This is a genomic window from Bacillus coahuilensis m4-4 (assembly GCF_000171615.1).
In the GTDB taxonomy this organism is placed as follows: Bacteria; Bacillota; Bacilli; order Bacillales; family Bacillaceae_K; genus Bacillus_T; species Bacillus_T coahuilensis.
The window spans coordinates 50,767-70,645 of sequence record NZ_ABFU01000058.1 but is presented as its reverse complement, the minus strand read 5'-3'; the positions used below and the strand labels follow the sequence as shown (position 1 = coordinate 70,645).

Below are 19,879 nucleotides of genomic sequence, written 5' to 3'. Positions count from 1 at the left end.
TAACAAGTATTTCTTAATTTTNTATACTTTCCTCTTAATCCTTTAGTGGCTTTTTTCCTTGTATTCTCTTCTTCCTTTACAGCTTTGTTTAGTTCGTGAATATACTCACGGGTTTCTATTTAACTTCTTTCTTGTGAACTTGTGTTTGTTCGCATTCGCCTTAAATGGAGTAGAATCTGTAAAAAGAACTCGTCCTCCTACCATATTGTGATTCATTGCTAGAAGAACAATTTCATCAAAGATTTCTTGAAAAACGTTTGTATCTTTGAAACGTTTTTGACGATTCCAACTGATTGTTGAATGATGTGGTATAGGATCATGAAACTTTAATCCTAAGAACCATCGATAGGCCATATTCATCCGAATTTCTTGTTCTAGTTTTCTTTCTGAACGTATGCCGTATAAGTATCCTATAAACATCATTTTAAAAAGAATAAGAGGGTCTGAAGGACGACCTTTTTCTTCACTATAATAAGGCCTAACTTTCTCAATAATAAAGGAGAAGTCAATGTATTTATCTATTTTTCGAAGAAGGTGGTCCGAAGGAACCATATCATCAATGGAAACAAATTCATATTCATTTTGCGTAAATTCTCTTGGTTTTAGCATAGTTAATCCCCGCCAATCAATATATTATATATCTCTATTTTAACATATTAACGCGGTGATTTGTTAAAATATTTATACATTATTAAAGGCTGTCGAGATTTTCTCGACAGCCTGACCGAGTACATATCGTACTCGGTTTTAACTAATTAAGCACCACTCACCTGTCTTCCCTCTTAAAGGTAACAAACACACCACCGTTCCAATGCGGTTTAAAGTAAGTAAGCGCAAACGATAGGATTCTGTCAGACTCCGTTTTCTTTACGATGACACGGTTGATTGCCAAATACCCAAGGGACTATTATAATACGTCCAACAAGGAACATGCCACCCATAAATTTTTACTTCACCATCGCTAACACTTTCTTTCCTACTTTTTCTTCTCGAGCAATGACAGACACCTTTCGGCTTACATCAAACCCTTCAATAGGAATGGATCGCACAGGTGGAGCAATCCTTTCTGCGAAAATTTCGGGTAGAATAGATATTCCTATATTCGCTTCAATAAAGCCGAGTATGGTTTGACCAAATTCAATTTCTGAAGAGATACGCAATGTCGCTCCTCGCGCCTGAAATTCCTTTTGAATTAACGTTCTGGCATCACATGTTTCAAGTAGCATTAAAAATTCTTCTTCTTTTATCTCATTAAAATGAACCGATTCAGCATGACCATAGAGAGGGTGATCCTTATGCACAAATAACTGGAATCCTTCTGAAAATAGATACGTAGAAAAATACGGGTGAGAGATGTCTTTGTCATCAAAAAGTGCGACGTCCATTGTCCCGTCCTTTAAGCCATTTAAAAGATCAACGTAACTATGGGATATTTTTAAGCTGTAATCCTGTCGATCTGTCCCAGCTAATCGTTTTGGTAAATAAGAGGTAGCTAGGCTTGGCCAAGCTCCAATCGTAATCCCCTTTAATCCTTGTTCAGCGGCAATGGCTTTTTTCGCTTCATTCCACTCTGTACAAATTCTTTGGCAGGCTGGTACCAATTGTTCTCCTGCTTTTGTTAAAGTGACTCCTACCGTAGAACGCGCAAATAAGCTGGCGCCCACATCGTTTTCTAAGTTTTTGATCTGCTTACTCAAGGCTGGTTGGGTCATATTTAAAAGCTCGCTCGCTTTCGTTAAGCTTTGCGTTTCTGCGGTTGTTAAAAAGGCTTCAATCCACTCAATTCTCATATTGCTCTCCTCATAACCATTCGTTATACCCACCAAACATAGTGGAAGTACCATCATTTTATCTCAGATGATACCCTATGGGTGTAGCAAAAAACAAACACATTGATTCAGAGGTGAAAGGAGTGATGTTATTGTTTATCCAAAAAAATAGTATAAATGGGAACTGGTTTCAAACGAAAGAAACGATTGCGGTGGTGAACCCGGCTACTGAAGAAATACTAGGAACAGTCCCAATGTCTGGTAGAAAAGAAGCGATACAAGCTGTAGATGCGGCTGATGCTGCATTTGTGAGCTGGTCTAAGAGGTCAGCGTATGAGCGTAGTGAAATTATTCGTAACTGGTTTCAATTAATAGCTGAGAATCAAAAAGAGCTAGCGCGCATCATGACGTTAGAGCAAGGGAAGCCCTTAGCTGAAGCTTTAGGTGAAATCAAATATGCTAACGACTATGTAGCTTGGTATGCAGAGGAAGCGAAGAGAATTTATGGAGAAACGATTCCGAGCTCTTCTCATCATAAGCGCTTATTTGTTCAAAAGGCGCCGGTTGGGGTTGTAGCAGCAGTCACTCCTTGGAACTTCCCGGCTGCCATGATTACAAGGAAGCTTGCTCCTGCTTTAGCAGCTGGATGTACTGTCGTGTTAAAACCTTCTGAGGAAACGCCGTTTACGGCACTGAAATTGGGGGAATTAGCAGAGCGTGCAGGTATTCCTAATGGAGTAATCAACGTGATCACTGGAGATGCAAAGGAAATCGTGGGTGCGTGGCAAGAAGATTCTAGAGTTCGTAAGCTCACGTTCACAGGTTCCACTTCGGTTGGAAAGCTGCTAATGAAGCAATCGGCTGACACTATGAAAAAACTATCCCTTGAGTTAGGCGGACAGGCCCCCTTTATCGTCACCAATAAGGCAGATTTAGATGTGGCTGTTAAAGGAGCAGTAGAGTCCAAGTTCCGAAATGGCGGCCAAGCCTGTGTGGCAGCGAACCGTTTTCTTGTACAAGAAGATATAGCAGAAGAGTTTGCTGAACGATTTGCTGCTGTGGTGAGAACGATGAAAACGGGGAACGGATTAGAAGACGGTGTGGTGGTTGGTCCGTTAATTAATCAAAAGGCTCTTTTGAAGGTAGCAGAGCATGTAGAAGACGCTGTGCAAAAAGGGGCGGAAGTAGTAGCCGGAGGTCGTCCAGTTTTACATGGAAGCGGATATTTTTTTGAACCTACTGTACTAAAAAACGCAACAGATGACATGCTATGTATGGTAGAAGAAACATTTGGTCCTTTAGCACCGATTTCTACTTTCCAAACAATAGAGGAAGCGATTCGTCGTGCAAACCATACACCCTTTGGTCTTGCAGCCTATGTATTCACAGAAGATATTCATGAAGCCCTTCACATTATAGAAGAGCTAGAATATGGTGTAATTGGCCTAAACGATGGACTACCTTCTGCAGCCCAAGCCCCGTTTGGCGGTGTAAAAGAAAGTGGCATCGGCCGCGAAGGCGGAAAAGAAGGCATTGAGAGCTTCTTAGATAGTAAATACATTTCATTCGCAAATAAAAACTAAAATAATGGAGGAATTAATGATGACAAAAAATATTTTAATGGTCGTAACAACAGCAGACGAAATGAAAGAAGGACACAAAACAGGTCTATGGTTATCTGAATTTGGAGAAGCGTATGTTGAATTTAAAAAGCAAGGCTATGACGTAACCATCGCAAGCCCTAAAGGTGGAAAAGCACCAGTTGATGACCGCAGCCTTGAAGGAGAAGTGCCACAAGAAATCCTAGACACAGCGAAGCTTTTAGAGAACACATTAAAGCTAGAAGAAGTAGGGAATGTCTCTAAATTTGACGGCATCTTCATGCCTGGTGGACACGGAACGATGTTTGACCTACCAGACAATGAAACCTTACATGTCATCATTCGCGAACTTTATGAAGCAGATAAAGTGGTAGCATCCGTTTGTCACGGACCTGCTGGATTAGTAGGGGTTACACTTTCAGATGGTAAACCTTTAGTAGCTGGTAAAACGGTAACGGCCTTCACTGATGATGAAGAACGCGAAACAACACTTGACCGTTTTATGCCATTCTTACTTGAAACGCGACTTCGTGAACTAGGTGCGAACGTAGTCGTTAAAGATAATTGGGCAGATCATGTGGAAGTGGATGGAAACCTTGTGACAGGTCAAAACCCTCAATCTACTGAGAGTGCGGCGAAGGAAGTCGTGAAGCTTTTAACTAAATAAGTTGATGAATTTTTCTAGGGGTCTACAAGATTTGTAGGCCCTTCATTTAATCGTTCATAATGGAAAGTGGGTAGAAACTATGGAACAACCGATTGTCATCACGGCAGTATTAAAATCAAAGCCAGGTCGTGAACAAGAATTATTTCAAGCGTTAAAAGAGGTAATAGAGCCTTCTCGAGAAGAGGCGGGTTGCCTACAATATGATCTTCATCAATCATCTGAGGACCAAAGGGTGTTTGTCTTTTACGAAAGATGGAAAGATGAAGAGGCGGTGCAGGACCATGTGGCGTCTGAGCATTATCAAGCGTACCGTGAGCGTGGGGAAGAGTTAGTGGAGAGTCGCGAAGTGTACAAGCTTGGGTTGGTTTAGTTTGATATTTTTGGGAAGGGCCTTCTAGCTTTTGGAGCTAGGGGGTTTTTGTTTGTTCGTAGGAGAGCGTTGGGAACAGTGAAAGGCTTACTATGCCAGGTATAAGAAGTGAGGAATTCTGAGAGTGGTATGGCGTGTATCGAATTGAGAAAAAAGAAAAGGACAGCACCGCGCTGGGGGGGCGTGTGTCTCAAAGGCAGCAGGAAGAAGAGAAGAGCACCGCGCAAGGGGTAGCGCGTGTCTCAAAGGCAGCAGGAAGAAGAGAAGAGCGCCGCGCTGGGGGTGGCGCGTGTCTCAAAGACAGCAGGAAGAAGAGAAGAGCGCCGTGCTTGGGGTAGCGCGTGTCTCAAAAGAAACAGGAAGAAGAGAAGAGCACCGCGCAGGGGGTGGCGCGTGTCTCAAAAACGAAAAGAAGAGAAGAGCACCGCGCAAGGGGTAGCGCGCCGCCCAAAGCAACCGAAAAGAAGAGAAGAGCACCGCGCAGGAGTAGCACGGCACCCAAAGTAAACCAAACGAAGACAATATCGCCGGCGAATGGGTAGCTCACCTTTAAATAACAATATAGACTCGTGCAACATTCAAAAAGCTCTCAAAATCTCTTGAAAAGCTCTCATAACCCCCAACATCCAACATAGAGCGTCCGTTAGATGTAGTAGCTAAGTTGACTTTTCTTCACTAGTTCATAATGTTTCTTTAAAATTCGGTTTAGAGACTTTTTACTCACCATTCCCCCACACCACTCCTCAATATTTCCCCTTGTCAATATTCTCTCTGGAAACAATCTCTGGAACTCATGCACGCTCCGAACTACTCCATCTTCAAAGCGCTCCCTAGCTCCACAATCCTGACAACCAAAAACCTTCCCCTGCACCACAACACGAAACGACTGACACACCAGACAACAAACTCCCTTTCTCAGTTGCTCATATTCATACGTTGGAAGCACGGTGCCCGGATAATCCTCACAATGCGAGGTCAGTAGTAATTGCGCCAGTTTTTTATGACTAGACGCCAGAGTAGATGGGGATTCGTCAAGCATGCGAATGAAGCGGGGAAGTTGCGTCGGGAAGATGATGGGTAGGTCCATGGGAGCTTGATACAATGTGAATTCGGGATGGATGAAAATCACTAGGGGCTCTGTGATAAAGGAGAGCTGGTGCTGACGGAGGAATTGACCAAAGAGGATCACGCTACGATTTAGTTGGTCAACGGGGTTTTTATAGTGGAAATTACTTTTTTTAGCGAAGAATTTACCTGAAGAATCAAAATAAAAGTCGCCTTCATAATATTTACTATCTAGTAAGTAGACGGCTTCTTGAGAGATGATGACGGTATCGAGCTGAAAGTAAGATTGGTTGACCTCTAGCAGGAGGTCGTTTAGCACATACCGTTCTTCGCTAAGGTCCTCAATGAAACGGTCAAACTTTTGCTCTCCTTCGAAGCCTCTCGCAAGGTTTCGGAATCGGCTTTTTTCATTTTTCGTTAGCTCCATCCGTGCATGTAAGCTTTCAAGGATCAATAATTCCTTAGATTTTTCTCGATGTTTTAGAATCATAGGTTCACCCTTTCGTAAATAAATTTCTCACCTTTTACCAATTCTCCTTCCACCGCCCCCATTCCTCTTACCGACATGAAAAATTTCACACTCTCCCCTCCACAACTATGCTACATTTAACATAAAGTCTAACTTTTACAGGGAGAAACCAAAGCTGTGAGTTCTTCATTAATTGTTTCGATTACGCTCATAAGTACCTCGATTGTATTGAATTTATATATTTGTTTATATGTGTTTATTAAGCGTAAACATTATATAAGTATAGCGAATGTGTTCTTGCTACACTCCGTTTTTTCGTTAATTTATTGTGTGGGATCCGTTTTCTTGTTAATGTCTACGTCTCTATTAGAAATAAAATTTTGGAATACCGTTTTATATGCAGGGATGCCTTTTTCCGCAACAATGGGACTGCTTTTTATTATCAAATATTTAGGTATTCATTTTTCTAAAATAGCTTCATGGTGCCTAATGATTGTACCGATGATCAGTTTTCTAATGGTTGCGACCAACGACTGGCATCAGCTTCATTATCGAGTGCTGGAGCTAGATCCACTACAGGGTGCTCCGTTTGTATATCTAGAGATGGGAGTTTGGTATATTATCCACGGATTTTATACATTTGGTAGTATGTTTGGGGCTGTATTATTGGTTGTATCGAGATGGAGGGATACAGAGGATTTGTATCGTCCTCAGTTGATGTCGTTGTTGTTTGGTCAGCTTATTCCGATTGTGACGGCGTTTGTGTATTTGTTAGGGTTGACGCCAACAGGAATTGATCCGGTGCCAATGGTGCTGTGGTTGACGTCTTTATTTTATCTGTGGTCGATTAGTACGTCTCGAATGTTTACGTTAATTCCCATCGCGAAGGATGCTATTTTTAATAGTATTAATGACGGGGTGATGGTGGTAGATGAGTCGCGTCGATTGGTCGAGTTTAATGATGCGTGTAAAAGGATGTTTCCACACCTTGATGTGTCCATGTTTGGGGATAGCTTTTCTGTGGTTTGGGACACGATTTCAGACGTATCCTTTCCCATTGAACTAGGTCGAGGGAGTGAGTCCTCGCAACAAGATCTCATTCAGCATCGTTCAAAGGATGCTACCTATACGTACCAAGTTCAAATCTCGAACGTACAGGGTAGCGAGGGGCTTCTGATTATTTTCACAGATATGACGGAGGTGAAGAATCTACAATCCCAGCTAGAGCATTTTGCCTACTATGATGAATTGACGGGAATCTACAACAGGCGAGCGTTTTTTCAGTATTGCGAGGAAGCGTTCCAAGAGTCAAAGGAACAAGATACGCCGTTTACGATTATTTTGATGGATATTGATTATTTTAAAAAGGTAAATGATACGTATGGCCACAGCGTTGGTGATCAAGTGTTAGAGCAGGTTGCGAAGGTTTGCCAATCGCAGCTCCATGGTCATGAGTTATTTGCTCGCTATGGTGGGGAGGAGTTTGTGCTGGGAGTAAAGGGTTATACGGAAGAAGAAGGGGCTGCTTTAGCTGAGCAGCTGCGGAGTGAGGTAGAAGCTCTGACGATTCATACACCGGACGGAAAGATTACTGTAACACTTAGCCTGGGGGTTGCAGCACTGACAAAAGAAGATGAAGCTCTTTATCAAATATTGAATCACGCGGATCAAGCGTTATACCGTGCAAAAGAAGCAGGTCGCAATAGAGTGTGTGTGTACCAAAACTCTACTCCAGAGCTTGTTTAAAATGGTATTTCTGTGTTATTAATTGCACACGCTTTTACTCTAATTAACACTTCATGTGCCTTCGGTTCTGGTATCTCGAGTTCTCGTACTTCTAACTTGTCAACGTCTCCGTATCCTGTTACCTGGATAGCTTTCATACGATCAGACCCCCATTCTTTTCGCTTAGTACTTACTATACCCAATACAATGAAGTACCAAATAAAATTGACTTCCACGCACAAAAAAAGTGTAGAAACAGGAATCGTTTCTACACTTACTTTCAAGATTATTCAGCAAAAATCGCTTCAATATCCGCTAACATTAACTCAGCCGCTTTTACGCCACCCGCTGTGTTCCAGATGGTGTCACTCACTTTGTGAGCGTTGCCTTCTTGAACAGCTGTTAGGTTTTGCCATAGTGGGTCATTTGTCCACTCTTCTTCTACCGCTTCAGAGTCTGCGTATGTGAAGTAGAATAGGTGATCTGCATCCATTTTTGGGATAAGCTCTTTGTCTACCTCTACAGCGAAATTGCCCATTTTGTTGTCTGGAGTGAAGAGCTCTGCTTGGTGCTCAGCGCGTTTGAATCCAAGTTGCTCGAAGATCACACCAGAGAATGAGTCCGTGTAATAAATACGAGTTGGACGAGAGCTGAAACGTACGACAGAGATCTCGTCGTTTGTTTTCTCACCAAGAGCTGTTTTAACTTCTTCTACTTTGCTATCATAGGCAGCCAGGACTTCTTGCCCTTTATCTTCAAGGTTTAATGCTTGCGCATATAGTTCAAAGTTAATTTTCCAGTCACCAGCTAAATCAGCTGAGAATACCGTTGGGGCAATCGCATTTAATTGATCGTAAAGCTCTTCTTGACGAATTTTATTCCCGATAATTAGATCGGGTTGTAGTTCAGCGATTTTCTCGATGTTGACTTCGATTTCGTCTCCAACTACTTCAACGCCTTCCATTTCCGCGCTGATGTGTTCATACCAAGGATCTTGGTCCCAAGACATTACCGCACCAACAGGTGTAACACCTAATGCTAATAACGCTTCTGTCCCTTCGTTTGTTAAAATAACGACACGATCTGGAGTTTCTTCCATTTCAGTTGTCCCCATTGCATGTTCCACTATGTAGCTTGTGCTTTCTGTCTCTTCAGCAGCTGTTTCTGTTGATTCGTCTTCATTTGTAGCTTCTTCCGTTGTCTCCTCACTCGTATTCCCGCAGGCTGCTAACACAAATAGTGAAAGTACAGAGAATAGTGCTAAAAGTTGCCAAAACTTCTTCTTCATTGGTCATCCCCCTATTTTTATTATTAAATGACGTTGAAAATCATTATCAATTGATAACCACAAGCCTTATCATAAGCTAGAGGGAAAATACTGTCAATAGTAAAATGAGATTAATTATCAGTCTCATTGACTAGAGTGCTAAAATCTTCTAAACTATGAATATAGAGTAAGAAGGACGGGTTATATATGAATGGAAAATCTACCGTAGGCAACATTGTAAAACTTTTATTGGTGACTTTTTTCTCATTCTATTTATTGGGATGAGTATTATTTTTGGCTATACGGATACGTCTATTCCTCTCGCTTTCCAAGCGTTTACTGAATTTGATGGAAGTAATGAGCATTTAATTATTCAAACTGTACGACTGCCGCGAGCGTTTATTGCTGCGTGCGTAGGAGCATCTCTTGCAATAGCGGGAGTGTATATGCAGACGCTTACAAAAAATCCACTGGCTTCGCCAGGGATTCTTGGGATCAATGCAGGAGCGAGCTTTGCTGTTGTGTTTGTTTTGACCTATTTTCAAATTTCGAATCTGAATATGTTCACGTGGGTTTCCTTCTTAGGGGCCGCGGTTGCAGCACTCACCGTCTATTTTATCGGGGGTGCCGGAAGGCAAGGGCTCACTCCGATGAAACTGACGCTAGCTGGAGCAGCGATAACGGCGTTGTTTTCTTCTTTTACACAAGGAATGCTTGTGACAAATGAGGCGGCTCTTGATGAAGTACTGTTCTGGCTTTCAGGATCTGTGCAGGGAAGAAAGCTTGACACGCTCTCTTCTGTTTTCCCTTATTTGATAACGGGCTGGTTTTTAGCGCTAGCTCTTTCTCCGATCATGAATGTACTGGCCATGGGAGATGATGTGGCGAGAGGACTCGGAGTTAAAGTCGGCTATTTAAAGATTATGGTAGGGATGATTGTCATCTTGCTTGCTGGCGGGTCGGTTGCAGTAGCAGGACCTATTGGATTTATAGGAATTGTCATCCCGCATATTGCCAGGCAGCTTGTCGGAACGGATCACAGGTGGCTCGTGCCATTTGCAGGATTATTAGGGGGCATTTTATTGTTAGCCGCAGATATAGGAGCGCGCTATATTGTCATGCCACAAGAGGTTCCAGTAGGTGTCATGACGGCGTTTATTGGAACACCATATTTTATCTACATCGCCAGAAAGGGGTTTAACCGAGGATGAAGGGATACCGGAGTGTACGCATAGGGAAGGACAAACTATCTCTTCTGTTGGACCAAAAAGCGTTTGGTAAAATGATGATCCTATCTCTTCTTTTGGTCTTTATTTTCGTCGTTAGCACGGGGCTAGGAGATCTTTCTATTCATCCTCTTACGGTGGTAAGCTTATTATTTGGTGGAGGAACGGAGCTTGAACAGCTTGTTGTGTATCAGTTTAGACTTCCAAGAATACTTGCTTCTATGCTAGTTGGAATGGGGCTTGCAGTTGCGGGTGGAATTTTACAAGGAATGATCCGAAATGATCTTGCGGCGCCAGATACAATCGGTGTAACAGCGGGAGCGGCCATGTCGGTTGTAGCCTTTCTTTGGTTGTTTAGTGATGAGAATTATTCGTTAATGGTCAGCATTCAGTGGATGCCAGTTGCAGCGTTTGTGGGAGCAACGGTTGTTGGGTTTGCTGTGTATTTTTTATCGTGGAAAGATGGTGTGACGCCTGTTCGACTGGTTTTGATCGGGATTGGAATCTCTGCTCTTATGCAGGCGGGCACAACGATGTTTATGGTGTTAGGTCCGATTTATATGGCGAGTCAGGCATATGTTTGGATTACGGGAAGTGTGAATAGTGTGACATGGGAGGATGTTCAGATTCTTTTACCTGCCATGAGTGTCCTGTTGGTCCTAGCATTTCTGACCTCGCGGAATGTGAATGTTCAGTCTCTTGGAGAAGAAGTTGCGACAGGGGTTGGAAGCGCTGTTCAGCGTCACAGGTTAGTCTTATTGCTAATTAGTACAGGATTAGTTGGAACGGCGGTTGCATTTGCCGGTGGTGTTGGATTTGTTGGCCTAATGGCTCCTCATATGGCACGGAAATTAGTAGGTTCATCGTACGGAGCTCTTTTACCAGTCGCGGCATTAATAGGCGCTATCCTCGTCATGCTTGCCGACTTGGTCGGACGTACGTTATTCCTACCGTCGATTGTCCCAGCGGGTGTGTTCACGGCGATGCTAGGTGCACCGTACTTTATTTATCTACTGATGAAAACGAAAAACGGCTAAGGAGGAAGCAGCATGAATGGAATTTTACAAACAGAGGGCTTGAGTCTTTCTTACGGGGACAGGCTGATTATTGAGGAATTAGATCTACAGATTCCAAAAGGCGAAATCACAGTGTTCATCGGAGGAAACGGCTGCGGAAAGTCCACGCTTCTACGGTCACTTGCCCGATTATTAAAGCCTAAGCAAGGTGGAGTGCTTCTAGACGGAAAAGGTATTGCTAAATTGCCTACGAAAGAAGTGGCCAGAAATCTCGCCATCCTGCCACAGGCTCCTGAATCACCAGAAGGATTGTCCGTGCTGCAACTCGTCAAACAAGGCCGCTATCCGTATCAAAACTGGCTTAAGCAATGGACAGAGGAAGATGAAGAAAAGGTGATGAGGGCACTAGAAGCCACCTCTTTACTAGATTTAAAAGACCGTTCCATTGATGAACTCTCTGGAGGGCAAAGGCAGCGAGCGTGGATTGCGATGACGCTGGCTCAAAATACAGACATTATTTTATTAGATGAACCTACCACCTACTTGGACATGACCCATCAAATTGAGATTCTTGACCTGTTATTTGAACTAAATGAAAAGGAAAATCGTACGATCGTCATGGTTCTTCATGATATCAACCTCGCTAGTCGGTATGCCCATAACTTAGTCGCCATTCGCGATAAAGGAATTGTGGCCCAAGGAAGACCAGAGGAAATTGTGAGTCCGGAGCTTGTAGAAAAAGTGTTTGATATGAAATGTGTCATTGCAGAGGATCCGATTGCTGGCACGCCGTTGTGTATTCCGTATGGGAAGGGAAGAGTTGTAGTCCCTATTCTTGAAAGTTAGGAAACTCGACAGTGATCCCGTTAGACATAAGAAGATCATGAAAAGAGCATGTAATTGTTGAGACAGTTCATGCTTCTTTTTTTATACGTGCATATTTACTTTTTTTCTTTTTTAAAAAAGTTAGAGGCAATTAATAGCGCACTACCACTAATAAGTAAGGGCATGGACAACGTAGAGAACGGTTCTGGAACACTGTCAACGATCCAAAATGCTATACCTATTGAACTTAACCAAGTACCTATGAAAAACAGTACTCTCCTTAGTATATGTTGATTTTTCATCGTAAGATTCTCCCTCTCATTACAGATGTCAATCCCATGAAAAATAGGTAGATTCATCAACCGTGCGCACGAACTTAATTATATTTACTTATTTTACCGTTAGATGCTTGTTAAAACTAATCATTACCCTATTTATTAATACACTTTAGTATGTAACACTTAAGTTATGATTGACTGAAGTCCAATTGGTCTCACTATGTAAAAAATAGATGGTATATTATCAGAGAAAAGCATACATTCTTTTTAAGTAGTAATCTAGCTATTTGGAAGCATGGAGGGTGTTAAATGAAGGAAATCCTAGAAGTCATCCCCTTATTTTTCCTTGATGTATTTGCAATTGGACTACTATGGGTTTGTTTTCGTCTAGGCAGACGGTTCAAGGACAAACGCAAATGGCTGTACGTTTTGTGTATCATAAGTGGGAGTTCTTTACTGATCAATCAGTATTGTTTATATGTGAAGTCGGAGTCCATTCTGGCCTTACTTCCTCTTCACCTATGTTATATGGCGGTGTGGCTGATTCCTATTGGATTAGCGTCAAGAAACACCGTACTACTAGACCTTATCTTTTATTTATGCGTGCCCGCTTCACTTTTAGCCCTCCTTCTTCCGAGCAATGAGTTTATTGCAGAGCCTTATTCTCTGTTAACGTTGTCCTTTTTTCTTTTTCACTTTTTAAATCTGGCCATCCCGATATTGGCAAGCTATTGGGGTGTATATGATCCCGCTCCCTCTATTAAAAAAGCGATTCGAGTCAGTGTAACGGGTTTAATTCTGACGGGAGTTATCCATGTCGTGAACTTGTTCGTTGGGGCTGCAACAGGACTACGAGTGAATTATTTTTTCACGATCATCGAGTATTCTGCTCCGACCAATCCGGCTTATCAGTTTTTAGGAAGTCTTATACCGTTTGATTATGTTTATTTATGGCCAGGACTACTCGTGCTGTATGTGAATATGGGAGTTGTGTATGCTGTGCGAAGTTATCGCAGATATAGGAAGAGAACAAGTGATGTGGCCAGTTGAGTTAGAGGTAACGATAAAGTGTTAGAGCCTAGTGACTTCTAAATTCTAGGCTCTTTGTTATTATAGAATATTATGTAGTAGAGTTGAGTCTTTCGGCTGCAGATTGTTGGTGGTGAGAAACTGGGACTGGCGTAAATGCTTTTCCGAGTCCATACGGAGGCATGTTCACATAGATGGACTCATACTGTCCAGATGTCAATGGATAGGTTTCATGGTAGATTCCGACGGAGCTATTGTTCATTGCTTTCTGATTAAAGTTTCGCCAAGCCTTCATATGCTTTTCTTGTCTTGCATAAGCTAGAAGATCATCAGTCGTACGCCAATACTGAATCATTGCGGTCGTGCGGAGTCCAAAGTAGCTTTCCATGGAAAGAAAACCAAGCTCTTCCTTGTGGGTGTACAGTTCACGAATCATTCCGGGCATTGCAGTAAAAACAGGTAGCCATTTATGTACAGATAAAGGGTTGTTGATTCTCATACCAATGATAAAAACCACTACATCCTTAGAGTTTGGTGTAGTAAAACGTTCACGCATCACTTTTTTCACTTTTTCACATCCCTTACGTGTATTTTCTAATTATGTTTCTTCGGCTCACAAAATAAGTGTAGCACATTCAAGTAAATTAAAAAGAAAAAGTGTTTGACAAAAACAGGGAAGTAGAGTATGCTTCTTACTAACACAAATACCCAAAATTGAATAATATTACTTCTTATCTAGAGAGGTGGAGGGACTGGCCCTACGATACCTCGGCAGCGGGTTTTATCATGTGATAATACACTGTGCCAATTCCAGCAAATGCGTGCATTTGAAAGATAAGGAGAGTAGGCCCTACATAGATTCTAGCGATTTAGATATGAGCCCCTCTTCTTATTTTTCAAGAAGAGGGGCTTTTTGTGTGAGAAAAAGAAGGGAGTTCACCTATGATTCATTTTCAACATGTATCAAAGGAATACCAAAAAATAGAAGTGAGCGTGAAGGCCGTCGACGAAGTCGACCTGTTAATCCAAAAGGGAGAGATATTTGGAATTATTGGGTTTAGTGGTGCTGGAAAAAGCACACTGATTCGCTTAGTAAATTTATTAGAGAAGCCTACTAGTGGGAAGGTGACTGTGGCAGGTAAAAATATGACAGATCTCTCGAACGCTGAACTTAGAAATGCTAGAAGGAAAATTGGCATGATCTTTCAGCATTTTAATCTATTAGAATCAAAGACTGTCTTTCAAAATGTTGCTTTCCCGTTAAAGCTAACGGGTGTGAATCAGGAGGAGAAAGAGACGAGAGTTCGAGAATTGCTTGAATTTATCGGGTTATCACATAAAGCAAATGATTACCCGTCCCAGTTATCTGGTGGGCAAAAGCAGAGGGTGGGAATTGCAAGGGCCCTTGCCACTTCTCCTGAGATCCTGCTGTGTGATGAAGCCACTTCAGCTTTGGATCCGGAGACGACCTCATCTATCTTAGCCTTATTGAAACGGGTGCGTGATCAATACGGTGTAACCATCTTAATGATTACCCACGAAATGAATGTCATCCGAGAGGTGTGCGATCGAGTGGCTGTGATGGAGGAGGGGCGTGTGATTGAATCAGGGAGTGTGTTTGATATCTTTTCACAGCCTGGTCATAACACTACGAAAAACTTTGTAAAGACGGTCATGCAGGACGTAACTCCACCGTCTATCCTACAGCAACTCGAAGGGGAAGGGAGATTAAACAATCTCTATCAGTTTATTTTTCAAAGAGATTCAGCCGGACAGCCGGTACTCTCTCGTCTTTCGAAGGAATTTCAAATTGAGGTCAATATTTTATACGGTCAGATTACGGAGCTTCAAGGAATTCCTTTTGGTCGGTTACTAGTGGAATTAAGGGGAGAGAGTAGGGAGATTGAGGAAGCGGTCCGATATGTGCAGGGATTCGTTGAAGTGAAGGAGGTTGCTTCCATTGCAAGTTGATTTGCTTACATTTTGGCCTCGAATTGTCGATGCCACGGTAGAAACCTTATTGATGGTCGGGATTTCACTCGTATTTGCTACCTTAATTGGTCTCCCTTTAGGGATTGCTTTAGTGGTGACGAGAGAAGGAGGGTTACTGGAGAATAAGTGGATTTTCTCTGTCTTTAATTCAGTCGTTAATTTCTTTCGTTCCATACCCTTTATCATTTTACTCGTTGCCATTCTTCCGGTTACGCGACTTCTTGTTGGTTCATCTATCGGAACGGCTGCAGCGGTAGTACCATTGGTCTTTTTCACAGGTCCATATATTGCAAGGTTAGTAGAAAGTAGTTTGTTAGAGGTGAAGCCAGGTATTGTCGAAGCAGCTGAAGCAATGGGGGCGACCCCGTGGCAAATTGTGCTTTATGTATTGCTGCCAGAAGCGCTTAGTTCTCTTGTACTCAATATTACCATAGCGACCATCGGATTAATTGGGGCCTCTGCCATGGCTGGGTTTGTTGGCGGCGGAGGTCTTGGAGATTTAGCGATTGCCTACGGTTATCAGCGGTTTGAAACAGAAATCATGGTCATTACCGTGCTTCTATTAGTCGTTCTCGTGCAACTGATTCAAACCATTGGAAATGGATTATCAAGAAAAATTAGAAGACATTAAGGAGGAAGAAGGATGAAAAAGAAATGGATTTGGCTACTTGCCCTAATAAGTTTACTTGTATCAGGGTGCAGTGAGGGAGCGACCTCTGAATCTAAGGTGATTAAGGTCGGACTGAATGGATCGGGCGTTCCGATCTGGGAGAAGATTCAAGAGAAGGCAGCGGAGGAAGGGATTGAGATAGAGTTAGTGGAGTTTGCGGATTATGTTCGTCCTAATATGGCTTTAGCTGATGGGGATGTAGATTTAAATGCGTTCCAAACCGTTTCGTATTTTGATGCATTTATTAAGGAGCATAGTTTAGATTTAGCACCAATTGGAACAACTATTATAGCCCCAATGGGTGTGTATTCTGAGGAGTATTCCAATGTAGCAGATATACCAGATGGCAGCACGATTGCTCTACCTTCAGAAGAGACCAATTTAGGTCGTGCTCTTTTACTCCTCCAATCAGCTGGATTAATTACCCTTCCAAAGGACTTTGATGGCAATGGAGATATTAGTGCTATAGAAGAAAACCCTAAAAATCTAACATTTGAAACCGTTGTGGCGGCTCAAACGCCAAGGGTGCTTCCAGATGTAGCAGCCTCAGTCATAAATAATGGAGTTGCGGTTGAGGCAGGATTCATCCCTGTTCAAGATGCCATCTTTATTGAAGATGACACAGCGGAACCCTATATCAACATCATTGCAGCAAGATCTGACGAAGTGGATAATAAAGTGTTCCAAAGAATTGTAGAAATCTATCAGCAACAAGATGTAGCGAATCATATAAACGAAGTATACAACAATTCTCTTATTCCAACGTTTGTACCTCTAGAGCAAATCGGATGGTAAGGAGTGAAGACGACCATGCTAGCTAGTACCATCATCCAATTAGAATCAGCTATCTTTACATCGATTGATAATAATCAAGCATTGTATATTGAGACTAGTCACAAAATTCATCAGCATCCTGAGATAGGAAATGAGGAGGTATTTGCTTCTGAATTATTGACATCTATTTTAGAAGAAGCAGGATTTGGTATCCAACGTGATATTCTAAAACACCCGACTGGATTTATCGCTAGGAAGAAGTCTACTAAACCTGGAGCAAGTATAGGATTTCTAGCAGAATATGATGCGCTACCTGGGTTAGGTCATGCTTGTGGACATAATATCATTGGCACAACGAGTGTGGCTGCTGCCATTGCGATTGGTGAAGTGATTAATCAAATAGGAGGGGAAGTGGTCGTCCTTGGAACACCTGCTGAGGAAGGAGGGCCGAATGGAAGTGCTAAGGCAACGTTTGTTCAGCACGGACTCGTTCAAGATTTAGATGCTTGTATGATGGTGCATCCTTTAGGAATCACCAGTGGAACGGCGCCCTCACTTGCGGTAGATCCAGTTGACTTTGAGTTCTTTGGTAAGCCTGCTCATGCGGCAGCCAATCCAGAAGCCGGTATAAATGCATTAGACGGGGTTATTCAGTTGTATAACGGAATTAATGCACTGCGTCAACATGTCACATCTGATGTGAAAATTCACGGCATCATCTTAGACGGGGGGCAAGCACCCAATATTGTTCCTGATTATGCAAGAGCCAGATTTTTTATTCGAGCTGCCCATCGTTCAACCTGTGATCAAATAACAAAGCGCGTCTTTCAAATAGCAGAAGGCGCTGCTTTATCCTGCGGAGCGACCATGAAGATGACACGCATCCAAAACGGAGTCGATCACTTTCACCGAACACCAAAGTTTGACGGAGTGTTTCGGAAAAGAATTGAACAGTTGGGGGAAGAATACCAAGATCGTGAGCAAGGGATAGGGTCAACGGATGCGGGGAATGTCAGTCAAGTGATCCCAACTATCCATCCCTATATTAAAATTGGGCCGAGTTCCTTAGTTGCCCATACTGTAGAATTTAGAGAAGCAGCAGCCTCGCCCAAAGGGGATGCAGCTCTATTAAAAGGAGCTAAAGCACTTGCTTTAACGGCACTAGATTTGTTTACAAACCAAGAGCTGTTAGAAGACATAAAAAAAGAACATCAAACATATCTCGAATAAACCAGGGGGCAAGAGTGGGTACACCTTTACTCTTGCCTCCTGAAATGTTTTTATTTCTTATTTACACTCTGCGGTGGACGCTCCAACCATTGCTCTTGAATCGTAAGGAGTAAGCTTGAGCCATAAAATTTTTTCATATCCTTAGTGATTTGGTTCAGTGCTAACAAAATATCCGAACGCAAGCTCGATGCCATCGCTTGACTAATCATCGTGAAGCAAAACATTCCTAAACAGGTGTTGACGAAAAAGAGCATCAACTTTTCGCTAAAAGGTGGCATCTCCACATCATACATTTTATAATCACCTGATGCTGATAGTGGAATATCCTCTTCCTTTAAAATAGGGTCGAGCATGTCGATGACGTTTTGAAGAGCATCACGCCCTCTGCTAAAATGCTTTTTTAGTTTCTTCGTTTTCGCCAGCTGACTAAACGACACGTATATCATCTTGGAAAAGTTAGCTCGATGTAGAATTCTTGTGAGATTGGCAATTTCAGCTGTATTTAACGGACGAGGCTCGCCTATCGACCCGTTTAAATACACATAATGTCCAACAAAATCCAGCTGACTATCAACTGTCACTTGTGGTGATTTTAAATACACGCCGAGTGACAGCATGAGGTCGGTTAGTTCATTCTGAATATGGGTGGAATATTCTAAGCACCCTTGAAAATGTGCCCGTATGTCATTCCTTGAACTATCACTTAACGCGCTAGGATATGTACTCATCGATAGCATTGTGATGTCATAGCAAAAGTACAGCATAAAGGTGTCAGAAAAAACCTTACTTGCCCCTACCGCGACATCTTCTTCCGTAAACCCTCGTGGAATATGAATATTTTCCTCTTGAAAAAACACCGTCAACTCTTCCATATTGCTTATATTCTTGGCTAACATTTTCTCTATCACTTGTTTGATCCGTACGTCCTCCACTTTGGCTAAAAAGTATTCAAAGAATCTACGTTCCATACTATTTTTCAAATAGGAAGCCCACACATTGGATAATTCTGTTGCGGTTAAATTAATGTGGGACCCATTCGTTTCTAGTTGCTGATTCATATGATTCATGCCTTCACCTCAATCGTCATGTCCCCATAGACGTTTCTTTTTCTTAGTGTTTCTAACTCCTATTTCTTTATGCTTTCTTTACAAAAATCCTAAACAAGAAAGTTGTATCTCTCGTACGATTAAGTCAAAATAAAGTGGATTCACATGAACCTACACGGGTACACATAGGAGGAAAATCGTCAGATGAAAAAGTATCAGGAACTTATTGAAGGTAGAATATTTATCGGTGGTGCCGATGATTTTGAAGATGTTATAAAAGAAGAGAAGATCGATGTGTCCTTTGATTTACGAGCAGAATCCGATGTGACAGATTCACTGTACAACCGAGTTCATAGTCCAATTGTCGATGACGAAGAACGACAAGATGAAACAGTGAAAGCGGCGATTGATCAAGTGGTGGACGCTTACAACAAAGGGCAGAATGTCTACTTTCATTGTCAAGGTGGAAGTAACCGAACAGGAACAGTTGCCATTGGTACATTACTAGCACTAGACAAAGCTCATTCAATAGAAGAAGCTGAAGAATTAGCGAAGGCAGCGCGACCTAAAATTAACGTGAAGCCTGAAATGAAAGAAGTTTTGGAAAGACTATATAAATAGGTGTAACCTATACAATTCGGGAAGGTCGTGGTCGTCCAAATAGAACGGGACGACCTTTCCTTTTTCCCTGAAAAATCCGTCCATCCTCCTAGTCGAAACCTGTTATACTGAACGTATCAATGTAAAAAATAGGTTGTAATTTTGTCCAAGGAATCCCCTTTATATAGTAAGCCCAACAAACAATCTCTTTTTTTACCTAAAAACCGAACATATATTCGTATATTTTCTACTTCATTCCG

19 protein-coding genes, 2 pseudogenes and 1 riboswitch are annotated in these 19,879 nt (G+C 42.2%); of the genes and pseudogenes, 13 read left to right on the top strand and 8 right to left on the bottom strand.

Translation table 11 applies throughout. From position 1 onward, the window contains the following. Window positions 1-37: 37 nt before the first annotated feature. Window positions 38-609, bottom strand: a pseudogene (locus M44_RS23580) (transposase); the annotation flags it as partial. Between the two features lie 338 nt (window positions 610-947). After that, window positions 948-1,790: a LysR family transcriptional regulator gene (locus M44_RS14860; RefSeq protein ID WP_010174781.1), complete on the bottom strand. Its 843-nt coding sequence runs from the start codon at window positions 1,788-1,790 to the stop codon at window positions 948-950. Between the two features lie 125 nt (window positions 1,791-1,915). Here M44_RS14860 and M44_RS14855 point away from each other — a divergent pair, with 125 nt between their 5' ends. The 3 genes from M44_RS14855 to M44_RS14845 all read left to right on the top strand — a co-directional run bounded on the left by M44_RS14855 (window position 1,916) and on the right by M44_RS14845 (window position 4,407). Then, window positions 1,916-3,352, top strand: a complete 1,437-nt coding sequence (locus M44_RS14855) for an NAD-dependent succinate-semialdehyde dehydrogenase (RefSeq protein WP_040365468.1) — start codon at window positions 1,916-1,918, stop codon at window positions 3,350-3,352. A 19-nt stretch (window positions 3,353-3,371) separates the two neighbouring features. After that, complete coding sequence (locus M44_RS14850) at window positions 3,372-4,037, top strand: type 1 glutamine amidotransferase domain-containing protein (RefSeq protein WP_010174779.1); 666 nt, start codon at window positions 3,372-3,374, stop codon at window positions 4,035-4,037. Window positions 4,038-4,116: 79 nt separating this feature from the next. Further along, window positions 4,117-4,407: a putative quinol monooxygenase gene (locus M44_RS14845; RefSeq protein WP_010174778.1), complete on the top strand. Its 291-nt coding sequence runs from the start codon at window positions 4,117-4,119 to the stop codon at window positions 4,405-4,407. Window positions 4,408-5,050: 643 nt separating this feature from the next. Here the strand turns inward: M44_RS14845 and M44_RS14835 are convergent. Continuing rightward, window positions 5,051-5,962 (bottom strand): nuclease-related domain-containing protein, encoded by a 912-nt coding sequence (locus tag M44_RS14835; protein WP_010174775.1) that lies wholly within the window; start codon window positions 5,960-5,962, stop codon window positions 5,051-5,053. Between the two features lie 156 nt (window positions 5,963-6,118). Here M44_RS14835 and M44_RS14825 point away from each other — a divergent pair, with 156 nt between their 5' ends. Beyond that, window positions 6,119-7,687, top strand: coding sequence for a sensor domain-containing diguanylate cyclase (locus M44_RS14825; RefSeq protein WP_029326915.1), 1,569 nt, complete (start codon window positions 6,119-6,121; stop codon window positions 7,685-7,687). Window positions 7,688-7,692: 5 nt separating this feature from the next. Here the strand turns inward: M44_RS14825 and M44_RS27095 are convergent. Both M44_RS27095 and M44_RS14815 read right to left on the bottom strand, forming a co-directional pair. Beyond that, window positions 7,693-7,824 (bottom strand): annotated as a pseudogene (locus M44_RS27095) (alcohol dehydrogenase); the annotation flags it as partial. 128 nt (window positions 7,825-7,952) lie between these two features. Further along, window positions 7,953-8,954, bottom strand: coding sequence for an ABC transporter substrate-binding protein (locus M44_RS14815; RefSeq protein WP_010174769.1), 1,002 nt, complete (start codon window positions 8,952-8,954; stop codon window positions 7,953-7,955). Window positions 8,955-9,214: 260 nt separating this feature from the next. Between M44_RS14815 and M44_RS14810 the strand changes: the two genes are divergently transcribed. Genes M44_RS14810 through M44_RS14800 form a run of 3 tightly spaced genes read left to right on the top strand, consistent with a single transcriptional unit; the run spans window position 9,215 to window position 12,021 of the window. Then, a complete protein-coding gene (locus M44_RS14810) occupies window positions 9,215-10,144 on the top strand; it encodes a FecCD family ABC transporter permease (RefSeq protein WP_010174767.1) in 930 nt (309 codons plus the stop codon). Beyond that, window positions 10,141-11,196: a FecCD family ABC transporter permease gene (locus tag M44_RS14805; protein WP_010174765.1), complete on the top strand. Its 1,056-nt coding sequence runs from the start codon at window positions 10,141-10,143 to the stop codon at window positions 11,194-11,196. Before M44_RS14810 ends, M44_RS14805 begins: the two co-directional genes overlap by 4 nt. A gap of 12 nt (window positions 11,197-11,208) precedes the next feature. Then, window positions 11,209-12,021, top strand: a complete 813-nt coding sequence (locus M44_RS14800) for an ABC transporter ATP-binding protein (protein ID WP_010174763.1) — start codon at window positions 11,209-11,211, stop codon at window positions 12,019-12,021. 95 nt (window positions 12,022-12,116) lie between these two features. On the opposite strand, the gene M44_RS14795 is transcribed toward M44_RS14800, so the two are convergent. Continuing rightward, a complete protein-coding gene (locus M44_RS14795) occupies window positions 12,117-12,302 on the bottom strand; it encodes a hypothetical protein (protein WP_010174761.1) in 186 nt (61 codons plus the stop codon). A 285-nt stretch (window positions 12,303-12,587) separates the two neighbouring features. Between M44_RS14795 and M44_RS14790 the strand changes: the two genes are divergently transcribed. Continuing rightward, on the top strand, window positions 12,588-13,328 hold the full coding sequence (locus M44_RS14790) for a TMEM164 family acyltransferase (protein WP_010174759.1): 741 nt from the start codon (window positions 12,588-12,590) through the stop codon (window positions 13,326-13,328). A 70-nt stretch (window positions 13,329-13,398) separates the two neighbouring features. On the opposite strand, the gene M44_RS14785 is transcribed toward M44_RS14790, so the two are convergent. Next, window positions 13,399-13,875 (bottom strand): DUF4188 domain-containing protein, encoded by a 477-nt coding sequence (locus M44_RS14785; RefSeq protein ID WP_010174757.1) that lies wholly within the window; start codon window positions 13,873-13,875, stop codon window positions 13,399-13,401. Between the two features lie 160 nt (window positions 13,876-14,035). Beyond that, a riboswitch (SAM riboswitch) is annotated at window positions 14,036-14,148 on the top strand. 101 nt (window positions 14,149-14,249) lie between these two features. Between M44_RS14785 and M44_RS14780 the strand changes: the two genes are divergently transcribed. The 4 genes from M44_RS14780 to M44_RS14765 are packed head-to-tail and all read left to right on the top strand — an operon-like array spanning window position 14,250 to window position 17,973. Then, window positions 14,250-15,278 (top strand): methionine ABC transporter ATP-binding protein, encoded by a 1,029-nt coding sequence (locus M44_RS14780; RefSeq protein ID WP_010174755.1) that lies wholly within the window; start codon window positions 14,250-14,252, stop codon window positions 15,276-15,278. 1 nt (window position 15,279) lies between these two features. Further along, window positions 15,280-15,930, top strand: a complete 651-nt coding sequence (locus M44_RS14775; RefSeq protein WP_029326913.1) for a methionine ABC transporter permease — start codon at window positions 15,280-15,282, stop codon at window positions 15,928-15,930. Window positions 15,931-15,942: 12 nt separating this feature from the next. Continuing rightward, window positions 15,943-16,764 carry a MetQ/NlpA family ABC transporter substrate-binding protein gene (locus M44_RS14770; protein ID WP_010174751.1) on the top strand — a complete coding sequence of 274 codons (822 nt, stop codon included), beginning with the start codon at window positions 15,943-15,945 and terminating at the stop codon, window positions 16,762-16,764. Between the two features lie 15 nt (window positions 16,765-16,779). After that, window positions 16,780-17,973 (top strand): M20 family metallopeptidase, encoded by a 1,194-nt coding sequence (locus tag M44_RS14765; RefSeq protein WP_010174749.1) that lies wholly within the window; start codon window positions 16,780-16,782, stop codon window positions 17,971-17,973. 50 nt (window positions 17,974-18,023) lie between these two features. On the opposite strand, the gene M44_RS14760 is transcribed toward M44_RS14765, so the two are convergent. After that, a complete protein-coding gene (locus M44_RS14760) occupies window positions 18,024-19,040 on the bottom strand; it encodes a DUF3231 family protein (protein ID WP_237705303.1) in 1,017 nt (338 codons plus the stop codon). A gap of 183 nt (window positions 19,041-19,223) precedes the next feature. Between M44_RS14760 and M44_RS14755 the strand changes: the two genes are divergently transcribed. Then, the gene (locus M44_RS14755) at window positions 19,224-19,640 is read left to right on the top strand and encodes a protein-tyrosine phosphatase family protein (protein ID WP_010174745.1); all 417 of its coding nucleotides are present in this window, start codon (window positions 19,224-19,226) and stop codon (window positions 19,638-19,640) included. Window positions 19,641-19,879 lie beyond the last annotated feature (239 nt).